The following is a 14,791-nucleotide window of genomic DNA, read 5'->3' on the forward strand; positions in this document are numbered from 1 at the left end:
GTAGCTGAGACGACAGTATGGCGGCCGAATCGGAGAAGCGGCACGAGCGGCCGACGTTGTTGCGGACGCGAGCCGCAGTGCTGTCGACGACCGTCGTCGCCGTGCTATCGGTCGTCACCGGGCTCGTCAACATCGGTGCGACGACGATTTCCGGACCGCTCGCTACGGTCGTCCCGGAGTCCGTCGCTCGGACGGCGGGCTTCACCGGGACGATGACGGGGTTCGCCATGCTGGTCAGCGTCTACGGGCTCCGACGCGGCTACCGAGTGGCGTGGTCGTCGACGGTCGTTCTGCTCCCCGTCACGGCGCTTCAGGGATTGGCCCAGTCCAGCGTCCTCTCGCTGCCGCTCGTCGCCCTGTCGGTGCTTTCCCTTCCGGCCGTCCTCCTCAACCGCCGGTACTTCGACCGACGCGTCGACCTCAACACGACGCAGTTGGCTTCTCTGGCGGCCATCGTCGGCGTCCAGGCCTACGGCACTATCGGCACCTACGCCTTACGCGATGAGTTTCCGCAGGTGAACACCGTCCTCGACGCCTTCTACTTCACGCTCGTCACCGCCTCGACGGTCGGCTACGGCGACATCACGGCGACGACGCAGTTCGGGCGGCTGTTCTCGATGTCGGTGCTGCTCACCGGCGTCGCCAGTTTCGGTGTCGCCCTCGGGACCCTGCTGGGGCCGCTCATCGAAGCCCGCCTCGCGACCGCACTCGGAAACATGAGCGACAAACAACTCGACCTGTTGGACGACCACTACATCGTCCTCGGATACGGCGAACTGACAGAACCGATTCTCGAAAACCTCGACCGCGACGCCTCGGTGGTCGTCACTCGAGACACCGAGAAGGCCAAACAACTCCGAGACCACGGGTTCGAGGTCGTCACCGGCAACCCCAGCGACGAGGAGCCGCTCCAGCGCGTCCACGTCGAGCGGGCAAAGGCGCTCATCGCCGCGACGAACGACGACGCACAGGACGCGCTGTCGATTCTGACCGCGCGGGAACTCAATCCCGACCTCCGAATCGTCGCCGCGGCCACCGACCGCGAGAACGTCCGGAAACTCCGCCGGGCGGGCGCCGACGTGGTGTTGAGCCCCTCCGTTCTCGGCGGGCGGCTCCTCGTCGAGTCGGCGCTCGGCAACGACGACCCCGAGCGCACGCTGGGACAGATACTCGACCTCGGCGACTGAGTGAACGCCCGTTCACCGACCATTTAACACCGAAAGCGACGCAGATAGCCCATGACCCTCGACCCGGTCCACTTCGACGGCATCGCCCAGCTGGCGGGGCGCATCAGCCAGCAGGTCGACGCCACGGACCACGACTCCTTCGCCGAGACGGTGTTCGAGGAGTTCCTCGACCCGCTGTGGTACGACGGCCGGCGCGTCATCGAACCCGTGGGTGAGTTGCGGCGCCGCCGCATCGACGCCGAAGACGCCGCCCTCCAGGAGGCTCCGTTTCCGACCCAACACGGCCTCGACTCCGGCACCATCAACCCCACGACGTTCACGAACGGCCTCGTTTTAGACGTGGCACAGGCGGCGATGGCCGCCGTCCCTTCCGACCTCGACCTCCATCGCGCCCGGTCGGTCGTCGCGACGGTCCACTCCAACGACGCAACCGTCGACTGCGGCGAGGACGACTGGACCGTCTTCGACGGCGGTTACTCCCGTGGTCGCATCCTGCAGGCACCCCACGTCAACCGCTACGAGGAGGCCGTCGTCCACGCGCTGTCGTTGTATCTCGCGGAGGTGACCCACGCCCGAACGCAGTCGGAGGTGGTCGACGACTTGCTCATCCTCGACGGCCCCATCTACCCGAAAGGACTGCTCGCGTGGGCCGACCGACACCCGGAACTCGCCGACTTGCTCGTCGAGGACGAACGCCCGCGGGACGTAATCGAGGGGTACGTTGAGTTAGTCGAGACGTTCGCCGACCGCGGTGTCCCACTTGTCGGCTTCGTCAAAAACAGCGCCTCGAAGGCCATCACTCGCGCCGTCCGCAACAAGGAGCGCGCGCCGTGGGTCGACGATGGCGCCTTTTTCGAGCGGGCGCTCCGCCGGACCGACGACGACGGTGAGACCCGGACCGATTGTCTCACGTTCACCAACTGGTTCGTCTCCCGATGTGGCGTCGACGAACCGCTGTCGGCCGACGGCGACGCCGTGGGGGTCGAACGCGAACGCGACCCAGAGGACTATGAAGTGACCTTCTTCTGCATCTACGACCCCCGTGACGAGCTCCTGTTCCGCGTGGAGGCCCCCGCGGTGTTCACCCGCGACGAAACGACTCGGGAGGCGATTACGATGCAGTTGCTCCGGGACGTGGCCCACGAACGCGGCCCGCCGCTCGCCGTCGCCAAGGCCGACGAACTCGCCCGTATCAGCCGCGAGGAGAAGGCCGCACTCGGCCGCGCCATCGAGGAGCGCTTCGACGCCGAACGCGACCGCAGTTACGACGACGAACGCTGGGGACTGGTCGCTTAGGTGCCCGCGACCTCATCTGCGACTTCGATGACCTCGACGGTCACCTCCTCTTCGGGAACGCCGAGGCGGGCGAACTGCGTCCGAACGTGCTCCTTCCCGGCCTCGATTGCGTCCTCGCGCGTCTCGAATCCCCGCGGCATCGGCGACTCGAAGGCGATTTGGACCTCCTCCCCACCGAGTTCCTGGGTCGTCCCGCCGCTGTCGACCTGGTAGAAGGCGTCACACACCCAGACGTACGGCGCGTCGTCGTCGGGCGCCCCCCGGAACTCCGGTGGGTCCTCGCCGCGCTCGAACAGCGTTCCGGTCAAATCGGTCCCCCGTGCCGACCCCCGAATGTGAATCATACACACACTACGATAGGGACGGGTAAAAAGCGTGCGGCGGCGGGGATAGCTTCGGACCCCCCGTCACTCCATCGCCACGTACGTCCGCGTGTCCTCGACGCCGTCGAGGTTCTGAATCGTGGTGGCCGCGATATCCTTCACGTCGGCTGGGGAGTCGACCTCGACTTTGGCGATGATGTCCACGTCGCCAGCGACGATGTGGGCGGAGACGACGCCGTCGATGGCCTCGATGTCGTTTTTCAGGCGGTCGGCCTCACCGGTGTGGGCTTTCACCATCACGTAGGCGACGACCATGGTCAGGCACCCCCCGTCGCCGTGACGTGGCTCGTCTCACCCACGATAATCTGTTCGACGTCGCGAAGGACGCTGAAGTCGGCGATGATGACGACCCGGTCGCCAGCCTCCAGTGAGTCGTCGGGGCCGGGGAGTTCGAGCCTGCCGTCGGCTTTCCCGAAGGCGAGCAGTCGGGAGTCGGCCGGCAGTTCGAGTTCCGTCAACGAGTAGCCACGCATCGGCGACTCCGGCGTGATGGTCAACTGGACCAACTGGAGGTTCTGGGCGATGTCGGCGACAGCACGGATGTTGCCGCCGACGAGGGCGTTCTTCGCGGCGATGGCGCCGAGTCGCTCGGGGTAGATGACCTCGTCGACGTCGGAGGCGTACTTCTGGACGACGTACTCGCGGTAGTCGTCGTCGACCCGGAGGACCGTCCGACAGTCGTGGGCCTTCCCTATCATGCAGGCGACGAAGTTGACGACGAGGTCACCGGAGAGGCCGGCAATGCCGTCGGCGTCCTCGAGGCCGACCGCCAACAGCGTCTCCTCGTCGCTGCCGTCGCCCTGCACGACGTCGAACCCCTCGTCGTCGAGTCTGCTCACCTTCGTCTCGTCGGGTTCGATGATGACGACGTCGTGGTCTTCCTCGCGCAGCACCCGGGCGGTCCGCATTCCGACCCGACCGGCACCAACGATAACGAATCTCATGGCGTACCGTACGCCGACCGGCCCCAATAATGTTACTCCGTACCACGGAGGTGACTCACCGCTCGTGGAACACAGCGGCGGGAAAGATTTTTCGCCAGTCCCTGCGAATCGGTACCATGGTCCGTGCGTTCATCATGGTGAAGGCAGGTTCGGGACACGCCGAGTCGCTCTTGGGGACGATTCGCGGACTGAACCACGTCGCCGACGCGAACGTCGTGGCCGGCGATTTCGACCTCATCGTCGAGGCCGAGGCCGAGGAAGTGTACGACGTCATCAACGGCGTGGCGACGAAGGTTCGAGAACTCGACAACGTCGACGACACGAAGACCTACGTCTGTCTGGAGTGACGACCCACTCGCCGTCGGTTACTCGTTCTCGTCGGGGGCGCCGTGGGCGTCGAGCCACGCGCTCGGGTCACCGCGCTCTGTGTCAAATCTGACCGGCCCCCTCCGCGGGCGGCGAGCAAAGAGGTAACGACGGAGAGACAGAGGGAAGAGGCTCGACCGCCTACCGATGGTATGGTCTCGGTGTTCGAAGCCGTGGGATTGCTCGTCCTCATCGGCGTCAACACGCTCGTCGCCGCCGTCCTCACACGCGTGTTCCGCGTCCGACTGAACACCCGGTGGGGCGGAGCGCTGTACACGCTGTTGCTAACGCCGCTGGCGTTGGTCGTCCTCACGCTCGTGTTGGGGCAGGCCCTCGGCCCGAACCTCGGGTCGACGACGACGGTCGTCGGCGTCGCCATCCTCCTGCCGCTCACGCTCGGCGTCGCCTTCGATTACTTCTGGATGCCCTCGCCCGACGAGGTCGAGGTTCCGGATACGCTCTAATCGAGGAGGTCGGCGACGACGCCCTCCGCCGACGCGATGACCTCCTCTGGGGACTGGGTGGCGTCGATGCGGACGAACCGGTTCGGTTCGGCGTCGATGAGCCGTTCGTAGTTCTGCTGGACCCGTTCGAGGTAGTCGGCGGCCTCGAACTTGTTCGTCGCGCCCGCGCGCTCGGCACCCGTCTTCGGCGGCACGTCGAAGTACAGCGTCGCGTCGGGTTTCCGGGTGAACGGCTCGTGGACGCCCTTGATGTACGCCATCGGCTGTTTGACGATGCCCGACAGCGTCGCCCCCTGATAGGCGTACCGGGAGTCCGAGTACCGGTCGGAAATGACTGTTTTCCCCTCGTTCAGCGCCGGGCGAACAACACGGGAGAGGTGGTCGGCGTGGTCGGCGGTGTAGAGGAACAACTCCGCCATCGGGTCGGCGGCGTCGTCGTTGATGGAGCGATTGACGGCCTCGCCGTACCACGACTCGGTCGGTTCGCGGGTGAACACCGCCTCGGGGTGGCTGTCGGCCAGCGCCTCCCGGACGGTCGTCTTCCCGCTGCCGTCGATACCTTCGAGCGTGATGAGCATACCCGGCCCGTCGGCGCCGGCGCATATCAGTTGGGCGGTCTCTCCGACGACGGCTCGCCGACAACTGACCGGACTGCCGCTACCCGGTGGGGTTTTGACGTTCGAGTGGAGAGGTGGGGTATGGACGCGTTCGAGGCGTCGGCGAACGTCCCGCGGGGTTCCTTCGAGTTCGAACACCGCCCCGAAACGGAGCAATCCTTCGAGAACGCCCTCGCGAAGGCACGGAGCGGCGACCGACTCAACGTCGACGACGCCATCGAGTTGCTAACCACTGGAAGCGAGCGGGACGGCATCGACCTCGAACGCAAAGAGCGAGTGCTGGAGGCCGCCGACCGCCGTCGCGCCGAGGTCGTCGGCGAGGAAGTCACGTTCGTCGCCAACCTCAACAACAACGTCACGACCGCCTGCAACACGGGGTGTCTGTTCTGTAACTTCAAGGACCGCTCCGAGCAGTTCCGCACGACGTACCAAGACGACCACGGCGGCTTCACAAAAACGCCCGACGAGTCCCGCGAAATCGTCCGTGGCGCCGTCGAGCGCGGCATCTACGAGGTGACCTCGGTATCCGGCCTTCATCCCGCCTTCGCGCTCGACGACGAACACCGCGAGCTGCTCGAATCGAGCGACCGCGGCGACCTCAACTACCGCCCACCCGAAGAGTACGAGGTCGACCCCCGAACGTACGTCGAACAGATTCGGGCGATGGCCGTCGACGGCGTCCACGTCCACTCGATGACGCCCGAAGAGGCCTACCACGCCCGCCGCGGCACCGACTGGTCCTACGAGGAGGTGTTCCGCCGCCTGAAAGATGCCGGCCTCGACTCCGTGCCGGGGACCGCCGCCGAAATCCTCGTCGACGAAGTTCGGGACGTCATCTGCCCGGCGAAAATCGACACCGGCGAGTGGCTCGACGCGATGGAAGCCGCCGCCGAAGTCGGGTTGGACACCACCGCGACCATCATGTACGGCCACGTCGACAACGAGGCCCACCGCGCGCTGCACCTCGACCGAATCCGGGAGCTACAGGACCGAACCGGGAACATCACCGAGTTCGTCCCGCTGTCCTTCGTCCACCGCGACACCCCACTGGCCGAACGCGGGATGGTGGATTCGGGGGCGACAGTCCACGAGGACGAACTGATGATAGCGGTCTCCAGACTGTATCTCGACAACGTCGAGCACATCCAATCGTCGTGGGTGAAGTACGGCGACACACAGGGGCTGAAGATGCTCTCCTGTGGCGCCGACGATTTTATGGGCACCATCCTCTCCGAGGAAATCACGAAACGGGCCGGCGGCGAGTACGGGGAGTTCCGCTCGTTCCAGGAGTACGTCGACATGATTTCGGCCATCGGACGCGTTCCCGTCGAGCGCTCGACGGACTACGAGAAACGCCGCCGTATCGACCCCGACGACGGCCCACACGGGCCGGAGTTGGGACCGAAAGCCGACGGCACGCCGCTGGTGCCGCGTTAATCCGCCAGCAACGCTCGGTAACGTTCCCCGGCGTCGCTTTCGGCCTCGATGGCCGACTCGATGCGCTCGGAGAGCCATCCCTCCTCGACGTACCGCTCGTAGACGGGCAGGCGCTCGTTCAGCGGAACGCCCGCCTCCTCGGCAATCGACTCCAGTTCCCGCAGCTGCGGCCAGGCGTACTCGGGGTTGATGTGGTCGTCGGTGACCGGCGAGACCCCGCCCAAATCGTCGATGCCGCAGTCGAGCAGCTCGCGGACGGGTGCGAGGTTCGGCGGCGACTGGACGCTCACCTCCTCCGGGAGGCCGACGCGAGCCATCGCCGTCACCCGGCGCATCGTTTCGACGTCCGGGGACCCGCTCTGCCAGCGTTCGTTGTTCACGACGGGTTGAACGATGACCTCCTGGATGTGGCCGTAGCGCTCCTGGAGGTCCCGAATCGCGAGGATGCTCTCGGCGCGGTCCTGCCAGGACTCGCCGATACCGACGAGGATGCCGGTGGTGAACGGGACGCCGAGTTCCCCCGCGGTAGCGAGGGTGGCGAGTCGCTGTCCCGGCTCTTTCGCCCGTGGGCCGCCGTGAGCCTGCACCTCGGCGGTGGTCTCCAACATCACGCCCATCGAGGCGTTCACGTCGGCGACCAGTTCCATCTGCTCGCGAGTCTGGTCGCCGGGGTTGGCGTGGGGGAGGAGTCCCTCGTCGAGGGCGATTTCGCAGGCCTCCCGGAGGTAGGCGTGAATCGAGTCGTGGCCCCACTCCTCGAGTTGGTCGTGAATCGCCGTATACCGGTCGTCGGGGTCGTCGCCGAAGGTGAACAGCGCCTCCGTACACCCCGCGTCGGCACCGCGCTCGCAGATGTCGCGGATTTCCTCGGGCGAGAGCAGCGACGCCTGTCCCGGCGGGTCGTAGTAGGTGCAGTAGGTACAGGTATAGCGGCAGGCGGTCGTCAGCGGGACGAACACGTTGCGCGCGAAGGTCAACTCCGGGGCGGCCGAAACGTCGGCGGGCGTGGTATCGAGCAGTCGCTCGACGGCCGCCTCCTCGACGGTTACCTCGATGCCGTAGTCGCCTGCGCCGAACACACTCCTCGGTCGGAGGGAGAGCACATTAAAAGGCTCGCCTGCGGCGGGACGGCGTCGGCCTCAGGCGCCCCGGCCGATACCCACCCGCCCGTCGCGGCGCTGGACGGCGAACCCGGCGTCTTCGAGCCACTCGCGGGCCCGTCCCTCGCCGTGGAGGAGCAGTTCGACGAGGTCGCGTGGTTCGTCGATGTCGACGGCCAGCCGGAAGGAGTCGACCATCGTCGCCTCCGTGCCGATTCGGCGGGCGATACGACGGTGGTCCCGAACCGAGGCGCCGTGGTAGTCGACTTCGAAGTCGGGGTGTCGGACGACGAGGGCGTTCGTCCCGCCGCCGAGTCCCGGGGCGATGACGACGTCGCCGTCGGCCTCGAAGAGCCGTTCCAGCGCCACGGCGTTCGCCAACCCGAGGTCGGCCATCACGACGGCGACCGGCGGGTCGAGACGCGCGTTCACCGCGTCGGTGAGCGGCCGGTCGTCGACGACGACCGGGTACGGGCAGTCGACCGAGTCGGTCGCTAGAACGGTCGGCTCTCGGCCGGTTCGAGAAATCGCATCGCACACGTCGAGAAGCAACGCGCGGGCGAAGGCGGCCCGTTCGTCCGGTTCGAAGGCGTCGGCGAGTCGCGTCTTCGGCTCCCGCGCCGCGAACGGGACGTAGACGTTCATCTACCGCAGTCTGCTCGGACCCTGCTGGCGGGACTTATACAGGTAGTAGCCCCCGCCGACCAGAAGCAATGCGACGACGACGACCGCACCGACGATGAGACCGGTCCGGAGCGTCGCGCTCTGGGAGGCCTCGTTCTCGGCGCGCTCGGCGTTTCGAATCGCGTTGTCGAAGTTCCCGGCCTCGTAGGCGTCGATAGCGCTGTCGAGAGATTCTTGGGCGTCGCCGGAGCCCGAACTTCCGGTGGCCTCGCGGGCGCTGTCGATGGCCTCGCGGGCCTCCTTGCTGTCGGTCGTGTAGTGGTGGACCTCGTAGCTGTCGATGGCGTTGGTCGTGCCGCCCTCGCGGACCTGCGTGAACTCGGCGAACCGGAACTGCTGTGGCGGGTCGTAGCTCAGGTTCTCGATTTCGGGCGCAGTCCCACGAATTTCGACCTCGATTCGGTTCGTTCCGTCCTCGATGTCGACCTGCGTCTCGACGGACTGGCCGTCGGCGGACGTCTGGTCGACCTGATTGCCCGCCTGGTCGAACTGCCGGACCGTCCACGTCACGTTCGTCATGTTCGTCTCACCGCGCAGCGTCCACTGTTCGAACTCGTCGAACAACTGCGTGAGTTCGACGGTCGCCTCGACGGTGGTTCCGACTTCGGCCTCCTCGGGCATGTCGTCGCTGCTGCTGTCGACGGCCGCCGCCGGTGCGACGAAAAGCGCACCGACGAGCAGGCAGGCGAACAGGCCCGCGATGAACTGGCTACTCCTCATCGTCGCCGTACTCTATGAGGTCGTCTAGGTCCTCCTTGCTCTTCGCTCGGAGCTGTTCGACGTTCTCCTCGGCCTCGATGGCCATCCGCTGCATCTCCTTGACGCGCGGAACGTCGGTCACCCCCGAGAGGACGACGATTGCCGCCACCCGGCTCTCGTTGGGGAGCGGGTAGTCGCCGGCCCGCACCTCCATACAGCCGGTGGTCTCCTCGAGCCACTTCCGCGCTTTGTCTATGCCCTTCCGATTGAGCGCCTTCGGCGGCCCGGAGACGAGCAACAGCGCCCGCTCGGTGCTGTCGACTTCACACTGCAGGGTGAGTTTCCCGAGCGTCGCTCGGCGGACGAGAGAGGTGATGCGGTTCGTCGCGTCGCCGGAGCTTTCGAGGCCGTCGCCGTCGTTGTTGCCGCGGAACCTGTCGAGCAGTCCCTTGTTCTCCGATTCGACCTCCTCGCTGGCGTAGCCGATGGACGTGATGCCGTGGTCGCCGAGCGTGTTGATGATTTCGGAGGCGTCGACGACGCTTTCGGCCACGTCGTCGCCCATCGCCTCGACCTCGCCCGCGGAGAACAGCGCGCCGAAGCGAGCGACGATTTCCTGATTGATTTCGGCGTAGCCCTCGCCGAGACTCTCGCCGCCGGTTTTGAACGCGTCGTTGTCGAAGGTGAGCAGATTGTCGACGCTCTCGGCGAACTCTTGGAACGACCGGGCGGCGTTGCGATTGTAGATGCCCCCCTCGTCGCGGGCGGGGAGAATACCGAGCCCGTAGACGGGTTCGACGTACAGTCGCTGGAGGTGTTCGGCCAGGATGGGCGCACCGCCGCTGCCGGTGCCGCCGCCGAGACCGGCCATGATGAGGAACGCGTCGATTTCGCTGCTCGTCATGGTGTCGATGGCCGTCTGAATCTCCTCCATGTCCTCGCGAGCACACCGCTCGCCCAGCTCCGGTTCGGTGCCGGCGCCGTGGCCTTTCACGACCGATTGGCCGATGAGTACCCGGTTCTCGTTCGGTACGTAGTCCAGGCCCATCAAGTCCGCCTTCGCCGTGTTGACGGCGACGGCGTGGCCGATGATACCCGTCCCACGGGTAGAGTCGTATTCGAGGAACCGGTCGAGAACTTTCCCGCCGGCCTGCCCGAAGCCGATCATTGCGAGTTTCATAACGTCACTTGTCCCGGATAGCGTCCCACGGGAAGGATAAGCTTTCGGCCAGAGTCAGACGCTGAGATGACGATTCGGTCGCCCGCTACGTATCAGTCGTCCAACGTCTCGGGGTCGACGCCGAGATAGTCGGCCAGCGTCGTCAGGTCTTCGGTGGTGAGACCGAATGCGTCGATGTCGTTGTCGTCGGTGGTGTTGTCGAACTGCAGCGAGCGGTACTGGTCCGACCCCATCGGGGCGCCGGGGACGAAATCGGCGAGTCGCAACCCGATTTTCGTCAGCGCCATCGGAACCGGCACCACGTCGACGGGCTTGTCGTCGGCCGCGTGGGCCAACTTCGCGACTTCCGCCAGCGTCAACACCTCCGGACCGCCGATGTCGTAGGTCTCGCCGACGTGTGGCTCTTGGCCTTCGGCATCCCCGTCCTCGGTGTCGTCGACACGACGGATGGCCGGCGTCGGTCCGTCTTCGTCGCTTTCGTCATCGCTCTCGGCTTCGTCGGTGGGTTCGACGCCCTCCAGTGCATCGGCGAGCATCGGGACGACGTCGCCGACCCAGATGGGCTGAAACCGTGTCTTCCCACCGCCCGGAAGCGGGGTGAGATACGGCGGGGCGAGTTTCTTCGTAAAGGAGACGAACTCGCCGCCGTCGCCGAAGACGACGGAGGGTCGGAAGATGACCCAATCGAGGTCGGACTCCTTGACGATGGCCTCGGCGAGGCCCTTCGATTGGATGTAGGCCGTGTTCCCGTCGGGGTCGGCGCCGAGGGCGCTCATCTGGACCAGTTTTCCGACGCCGTGTTCCTCGGCCGCGCGGACGACGTTTTCGGTGCCGTCCCGATGGACTTCGAAGTGTTTGTCGTTGCCGCCCTTCGGGCGGAACAGCGGCGACAACGCGACGAGATTGATGACGGCGTCCTGCCCCTCGAAGGCGGCTTCGATGGAGTCGTACGCCGCCACGTCGCCCATGGCGGTTTCGACGCCGTTCGGCAGGTCGGCCTCGTTCGGGGAGCGTGACAGCGCCGTCACGTCGTGTCCCCGCCGGTGCAACTCTCGACACAGGTTCTCGCCGATGAAGCCCGTACCGCCGACGACAAGGATGCGCATACACTGTTTCGTACTCGCGGAGACCGTATAAAGGGTCGTGGCGAGGCAACCACCGCAGGTTCCCGAACGCCCCCGAAACCGTCGCTAGCCGACGCCGTTATTGCGCCGAAACCCCGAGTACCGATAATGAGCGCTACCGCCGGACTGGACCGCATCGACCGGGCCGTCATCAACGCCTTCCAGGGCGGCTTCCCCGTCGTCGAGGAGCCCTTCGAGCCGGCCGCCGAGGCGCTTCGAGCGCGCGGCATCGACGTGACCGGAGCGGAACTCCTCGAACGGGTCCAACGGCTCGACGACGACGGCGTGTTGACGCGCTTCGGCGCGCTCATCAACGCCCAGGAAATCGGTGGTGCGGCGACGCTCGTGGCGATGCACGCCCCCGAGGAGCGCTTCGAGGAGGTGGCCGAGCAGGTCAACGCCCACAGAGAGGTCGCCCACAACTACGAACGGGAACACCCCCATCTCAACATGTGGTTCGTCGTCTCGGTGGCCGACCCCGACGCCGTCGAGGACGTCCTCGGCAACATCGAATCCGAAACCGGACAGGAGACGTACAACCTCCCGAAGCGCGAGGAGTTCCGCGTCGAGGCGAAGTTCCTCCTCGACGGCCCGATTCCCGACGGCGACCTCGATTGCTCGGACCTCGGTCCAGCCATCGACCCCGTCGAGCGGGACACGCTCACCCCTCAAGAGCGGGACCTCGTCGTCGAGATTCAGGGTGGCCTACCTGTCACCGCGACGCCGTACGCCGACGTGGCCGCGGAACTCGGCGTCGACACCGAGTGGGTCACGAGCACCATCAAGCGATTCAACGAGGAAGGGAAAGTCCGCCGCGTCGGCGTGATTCCGAACCACTACAGTCTCGGCTACACGGAAAACGGGATGACCGTCTGGAACGTCCCCGACGACCTCGTCTCGGAGGTCGGCCCCGAAGTCGCCTCGTTGGATTTCGTCACGCACTGCTACCGCCGACCCCGTCACGAGGGCGTCTGGCCGTACAACTTCTTCGCGATGACACACGGCCGAAGCGAAGCAGAGAGCCAACAGCGCATCCAGCAGGTCAAAGAGACGATGGAGTCCTTCTGGGACGTCGCAGACGACGACTGGGACACGCTGTTCTCGACACAAATACTGAAAAAGACCGGTATCCGACTGGACGAACGCGCAGACGCGAACACGGAGTAGCCAAACCCGATGATACCGCTGTATCACGACTTTACGGACGAAACGGTGCTCGTCGTCGGCGGCGGGCCGGTCGGGGCCCGGAAGGCCAGACGGTTCGCCCGCGAGGCACGCGTCGTCGTCGTCAGCCCCGAGTTCCCGGCCGACGACTACGGCGGGGCCGAACACGTGCGAGCGGCGCCGACCGCCGAGGACGTGTCGGCGTGGGTCGACCGAGTCGACCCGGCGCTCGTGGTGGCGGCGACAGACGACGAGGCGGTCAACGACGCCGTCGAGGCGGCCGCACGGGAGCGGTCGGTGCTCCTCAACCGCGCCGACCGCTCCGGGGACCGCGACGTGGGCAGCGTGGTCGTCCCAGCGACGGTTCGGGACGGCGACGTGGTCGTCTCTATCTCGACCAGTGGAGCGAGTCCCGCGCTGTCGAAGGAACTCCGAACGCGCATCCAATCGGACATCGACGGCGCGGGTGAGTTGGCGAGACTGACCGGCGAGGTGCGCGAGGAACTGAAACAACGGGGTATCGACGCGAGTGCTCGTCGGGACGCGGTCCGAGCCGTCGTGCAATCGCCGCGTGTTTGGAAGGTTTTAGGTACAGGCGGGGCTAAGCCACGACGAACAGTAGACGCCGTCGTCGAATCGGCGTTGGGTGACAAGGAGTGAACATCGGAACCGGAATCATCGCTGGGGTCAGCGTCTCATACAGCCACGCGAGCGTCGAGCAAATCGAAGCCGCCTGCGAGACCTCCGAACGCGAGGCCGTCGAGGCGCTTCTGAAGCGTCCCGGCGTCTCGGAGGCGTTCGTCCTCCAGACGTGCAATCGCGCGGAGGCGTACGTCGTCGCCGACGAGGCCGAAACCGCCCGCGAGGCGCTCGACGAGTACCTCGTCGGCGTCGACCCGGATGCGACCCGCGAGTTGGGCCACGAAGAGAGTCTCCGACACCTGATGCGGGTCGCCTGTGGCCTCGAATCGCTCGTCATCGGCGAAGACCAGATTATCGGACAGGTGCGTGAAGCCTATGAGGCCGCTCGGGGCGCCGGCGGCATCGGGTCGACGCTCGACGATGCCGTCCTCAAGGCGCTCCACGTCGGCGAGCGCGCCCGCAGCGAGACCGCAATCAACGAGGGCGTCGTCTCGCTGGGGTCGGCCGCCGTCGAACTCGCCGAAAGCGAGCGGGACATCGCCGACGCGACCGCGCTCGTCGTCGGTGCCGGGAAGATGGCGACGCTGGCGGCCCGCGCACTCGACGACGCCGTCGACCGCGTCGTCGTCGCCAACAGGACGCTCCCACACGCCGAACACATCGTCGAGGAACTCGACACCGATGCCGCCGCCGTCGGTCTCGCTGCCCTCCCGATTGCCGTCGAAGAGGCCGACATCGTCGTCACGGCGACGGGCAGCGACAACCACGTCCTCGACAGCGATACGCTCGAGGAGGTCGGCGAGACGCTCATCATCGACATCGCCCAGCCGCGTGACGTGACGCCGGCGGCGCGAACCGTCGATGAGGTCGAACTCCACGACCTCGATTCGCTGCAGTCGGTCACCGACGAGACCCGGAGTCAGCGGCGCGAAGCCGCCGAAACCGTCGAGGCGATGATAGACGAGGAGTTCGACCACCTTATCGCCCAGTACAAGCGCAAGCGCGCCGACCAGGTCATCGGGGCGATGTACGAGGGCGCCGAACGCATCAAGGCCCGTGAACTCCGAACCGCCGTCTCGAAACTCGAAGCCGAATCAGACGACGGCCTCACCGACGAACAGCAGGAAATCCTCGAATCGATGGCCGACGCGCTCGTCGGACAGATTCTCTCCGCGCCGACACAGAGCCTCCGGGACGCCGCCGAGAACGACGACTGGACGACCATCAACACCGCCCTCCAGTTGTTCGGCCCCGGGCTGAAACCCGAACCCGCCGAGGTTCCGGAGGCCCCCGACGGGATTCCCGACGAGATGCGGCGACAGATGCCCGACGCCGTCCTAGAGCAGTTGACGGTCGACGACGACTAGAAACACCCACTTTTTACTCCCTCGGGTGTCCTCGCTCGCTTCGCTCGCTACGGGCACCACTCAGTCGCAAAAACTTGGGGAAAAACGACCCGACGCCTCGCTACGCTCGGCGTCGGCGAACCGCTCGCTCCCTATGG

At 66.2% G+C, this 14,791-nt stretch carries 17 protein-coding genes; 8 read left to right on the forward strand and 9 right to left on the reverse strand.

Features of this window, described 5'->3' with window-relative positions:
* Positions 1–17 precede the first annotated feature (17 nt).
* Together GJ631_RS11490 and GJ631_RS11495 are read left to right on the forward strand one after the other, a co-directional pair.
* Positions 18–1,187 carry an NAD-binding protein gene (locus GJ631_RS11490; RefSeq protein WP_156709293.1) on the forward strand — a complete coding sequence of 390 codons (1,170 nt, stop codon included), beginning with the start codon at positions 18–20 and terminating at the stop codon, positions 1,185–1,187.
* A 51-nt stretch (positions 1,188–1,238) separates the two neighbouring features.
* Entirely contained in the window at positions 1,239–2,483 is a 1,245-nt protein-coding gene (locus tag GJ631_RS11495) for a DNA double-strand break repair nuclease NurA (protein WP_156709294.1), read from the forward strand.
* On the opposite strand, the gene GJ631_RS11500 is transcribed toward GJ631_RS11495, so the two are convergent.
* The 3 genes from GJ631_RS11500 to GJ631_RS11510 form a co-directional block, all read right to left on the reverse strand.
* Positions 2,480–2,827 (reverse strand): hypothetical protein, encoded by a 348-nt coding sequence (locus GJ631_RS11500; RefSeq protein WP_156709295.1) that lies wholly within the window; start codon positions 2,825–2,827, stop codon positions 2,480–2,482. The two genes, GJ631_RS11495 and GJ631_RS11500, sit on opposite strands and share 4 nt — an antisense overlap.
* Before the next feature lie 63 nt (positions 2,828–2,890).
* Positions 2,891–3,121 (reverse strand): Lrp/AsnC family transcriptional regulator, encoded by a 231-nt coding sequence (locus tag GJ631_RS11505; protein WP_156709296.1) that lies wholly within the window; start codon positions 3,119–3,121, stop codon positions 2,891–2,893.
* A gap of 2 nt (positions 3,122–3,123) precedes the next feature.
* Positions 3,124–3,810, reverse strand: a complete 687-nt coding sequence (locus GJ631_RS11510) for a TrkA family potassium uptake protein (protein ID WP_156709297.1) — start codon at positions 3,808–3,810, stop codon at positions 3,124–3,126.
* A 116-nt stretch (positions 3,811–3,926) separates the two neighbouring features.
* Between GJ631_RS11510 and GJ631_RS11515 the strand changes: the two genes are divergently transcribed.
* Together GJ631_RS11515 and GJ631_RS11520 are read left to right on the forward strand one after the other, a co-directional pair.
* Positions 3,927–4,157, forward strand: coding sequence for an Lrp/AsnC family transcriptional regulator (locus GJ631_RS11515; protein ID WP_156709298.1), 231 nt, complete (start codon positions 3,927–3,929; stop codon positions 4,155–4,157).
* A gap of 171 nt (positions 4,158–4,328) precedes the next feature.
* Positions 4,329–4,640, forward strand: a complete 312-nt coding sequence (locus GJ631_RS11520) for a hypothetical protein (protein WP_156709299.1) — start codon at positions 4,329–4,331, stop codon at positions 4,638–4,640.
* Here the strand turns inward: GJ631_RS11520 and tmk are convergent.
* The gene (tmk, locus tag GJ631_RS11525; RefSeq protein ID WP_156709300.1) at positions 4,637–5,218 is read right to left on the reverse strand and encodes a dTMP kinase; all 582 of its coding nucleotides are present in this window, start codon (positions 5,216–5,218) and stop codon (positions 4,637–4,639) included. The two genes, GJ631_RS11520 and tmk, sit on opposite strands and share 4 nt — an antisense overlap.
* 120 nt (positions 5,219–5,338) lie before the next feature.
* Here tmk and cofH point away from each other — a divergent pair, with 120 nt between their 5' ends.
* Positions 5,339–6,694 (forward strand): 7,8-didemethyl-8-hydroxy-5-deazariboflavin synthase subunit CofH, encoded by a 1,356-nt coding sequence (cofH, locus tag GJ631_RS11530; protein ID WP_156709301.1) that lies wholly within the window; start codon positions 5,339–5,341, stop codon positions 6,692–6,694.
* Here the strand turns inward: cofH and cofG are convergent.
* From cofG to GJ631_RS11555, 5 genes are all read right to left on the reverse strand, one after another.
* Entirely contained in the window at positions 6,691–7,773 is a 1,083-nt protein-coding gene (gene cofG / locus GJ631_RS11535; RefSeq protein ID WP_370518645.1) for a 7,8-didemethyl-8-hydroxy-5-deazariboflavin synthase subunit CofG, read from the reverse strand. The genes cofH and cofG overlap by 4 nt on opposite strands.
* Before the next feature lie 60 nt (positions 7,774–7,833).
* Positions 7,834–8,439 carry a 2-phospho-L-lactate guanylyltransferase gene (cofC, locus tag GJ631_RS11540; protein ID WP_156709302.1) on the reverse strand — a complete coding sequence of 202 codons (606 nt, stop codon included), beginning with the start codon at positions 8,437–8,439 and terminating at the stop codon, positions 7,834–7,836.
* Positions 8,440–9,198 carry a hypothetical protein gene (locus GJ631_RS11545; RefSeq protein WP_156709303.1) on the reverse strand — a complete coding sequence of 253 codons (759 nt, stop codon included), beginning with the start codon at positions 9,196–9,198 and terminating at the stop codon, positions 8,440–8,442. It abuts the gene before it with no gap.
* Entirely contained in the window at positions 9,188–10,357 is a 1,170-nt protein-coding gene (locus GJ631_RS11550) for a tubulin/FtsZ family protein (protein ID WP_156709304.1), read from the reverse strand. The genes GJ631_RS11545 and GJ631_RS11550 overlap by 11 nt, the downstream gene beginning before the upstream one ends.
* Before the next feature lie 92 nt (positions 10,358–10,449).
* Positions 10,450–11,463 (reverse strand): complex I NDUFA9 subunit family protein, encoded by a 1,014-nt coding sequence (locus tag GJ631_RS11555; RefSeq protein ID WP_156709305.1) that lies wholly within the window; start codon positions 11,461–11,463, stop codon positions 10,450–10,452.
* 126 nt (positions 11,464–11,589) lie between these two features.
* On the opposite strand from GJ631_RS11555, the gene GJ631_RS11560 reads away from it, so the two are divergent.
* From GJ631_RS11560 to hemA, 3 genes are read left to right on the forward strand one after another with little or no spacing between them, the layout of a single operon-like run.
* On the forward strand, positions 11,590–12,648 hold the full coding sequence (locus GJ631_RS11560) for an Lrp/AsnC family transcriptional regulator (RefSeq protein WP_156709306.1): 1,059 nt from the start codon (positions 11,590–11,592) through the stop codon (positions 12,646–12,648).
* A gap of 9 nt (positions 12,649–12,657) precedes the next feature.
* Complete coding sequence (locus tag GJ631_RS11565) at positions 12,658–13,305, forward strand: bifunctional precorrin-2 dehydrogenase/sirohydrochlorin ferrochelatase (protein WP_156709307.1); 648 nt, start codon at positions 12,658–12,660, stop codon at positions 13,303–13,305.
* Positions 13,302–14,654 (forward strand): glutamyl-tRNA reductase, encoded by a 1,353-nt coding sequence (gene hemA, locus GJ631_RS11570; protein WP_370518646.1) that lies wholly within the window; start codon positions 13,302–13,304, stop codon positions 14,652–14,654. The genes GJ631_RS11565 and hemA overlap by 4 nt, the downstream gene beginning before the upstream one ends.
* Positions 14,655–14,791 lie beyond the last annotated feature (137 nt).

Source organism: Natronomonas sp. CBA1123, assembly GCF_009741925.1.
Taxonomy (GTDB): Archaea; Halobacteriota; Halobacteria; order Halobacteriales; family Haloarculaceae; genus Natronomonas.

Excerpts from the sequence above, each read along its gene's own strand:
- GJ631_RS11490 (WP_156709293.1), top strand. The coding sequence starts at position 18 with ATGGCGGCCGAATCGGAGAAGCGGCACGAGCGGCCGACGTTGTTGCGG.
- GJ631_RS11495 (WP_156709294.1), top strand. The coding sequence starts at position 1,239 with ATGACCCTCGACCCGGTCCACTTCGACGGCATCGCCCAGCTGGCGGGG.
- GJ631_RS11500 (WP_156709295.1), bottom strand. The coding sequence starts at position 2,827 with ATGATTCACATTCGGGGGTCGGCACGGGGGACCGATTTGACCGGAACG.
- GJ631_RS11505 (WP_156709296.1), bottom strand. The coding sequence starts at position 3,121 with ATGGTCGTCGCCTACGTGATGGTGAAAGCCCACACCGGTGAGGCCGAC.
- GJ631_RS11510 (WP_156709297.1), bottom strand. The coding sequence starts at position 3,810 with ATGAGATTCGTTATCGTTGGTGCCGGTCGGGTCGGAATGCGGACCGCC.
- GJ631_RS11515 (WP_156709298.1), top strand. The coding sequence starts at position 3,927 with ATGGTCCGTGCGTTCATCATGGTGAAGGCAGGTTCGGGACACGCCGAG.
- GJ631_RS11520 (WP_156709299.1), top strand. The coding sequence starts at position 4,329 with ATGGTCTCGGTGTTCGAAGCCGTGGGATTGCTCGTCCTCATCGGCGTC.
- tmk (WP_156709300.1), bottom strand. The coding sequence starts at position 5,218 with ATGCTCATCACGCTCGAAGGTATCGACGGCAGCGGGAAGACGACCGTC.
- cofH (WP_156709301.1), top strand. The coding sequence starts at position 5,339 with ATGGACGCGTTCGAGGCGTCGGCGAACGTCCCGCGGGGTTCCTTCGAG.
- cofC (WP_156709302.1), bottom strand. The coding sequence starts at position 8,439 with ATGAACGTCTACGTCCCGTTCGCGGCGCGGGAGCCGAAGACGCGACTC.
- GJ631_RS11545 (WP_156709303.1), bottom strand. The coding sequence starts at position 9,198 with ATGAGGAGTAGCCAGTTCATCGCGGGCCTGTTCGCCTGCCTGCTCGTC.
- GJ631_RS11550 (WP_156709304.1), bottom strand. The coding sequence starts at position 10,357 with ATGAAACTCGCAATGATCGGCTTCGGGCAGGCCGGCGGGAAAGTTCTC.
- GJ631_RS11555 (WP_156709305.1), bottom strand. The coding sequence starts at position 11,463 with ATGCGCATCCTTGTCGTCGGCGGTACGGGCTTCATCGGCGAGAACCTG.
- GJ631_RS11560 (WP_156709306.1), top strand. The coding sequence starts at position 11,590 with ATGAGCGCTACCGCCGGACTGGACCGCATCGACCGGGCCGTCATCAAC.
- GJ631_RS11565 (WP_156709307.1), top strand. The coding sequence starts at position 12,658 with ATGATACCGCTGTATCACGACTTTACGGACGAAACGGTGCTCGTCGTC.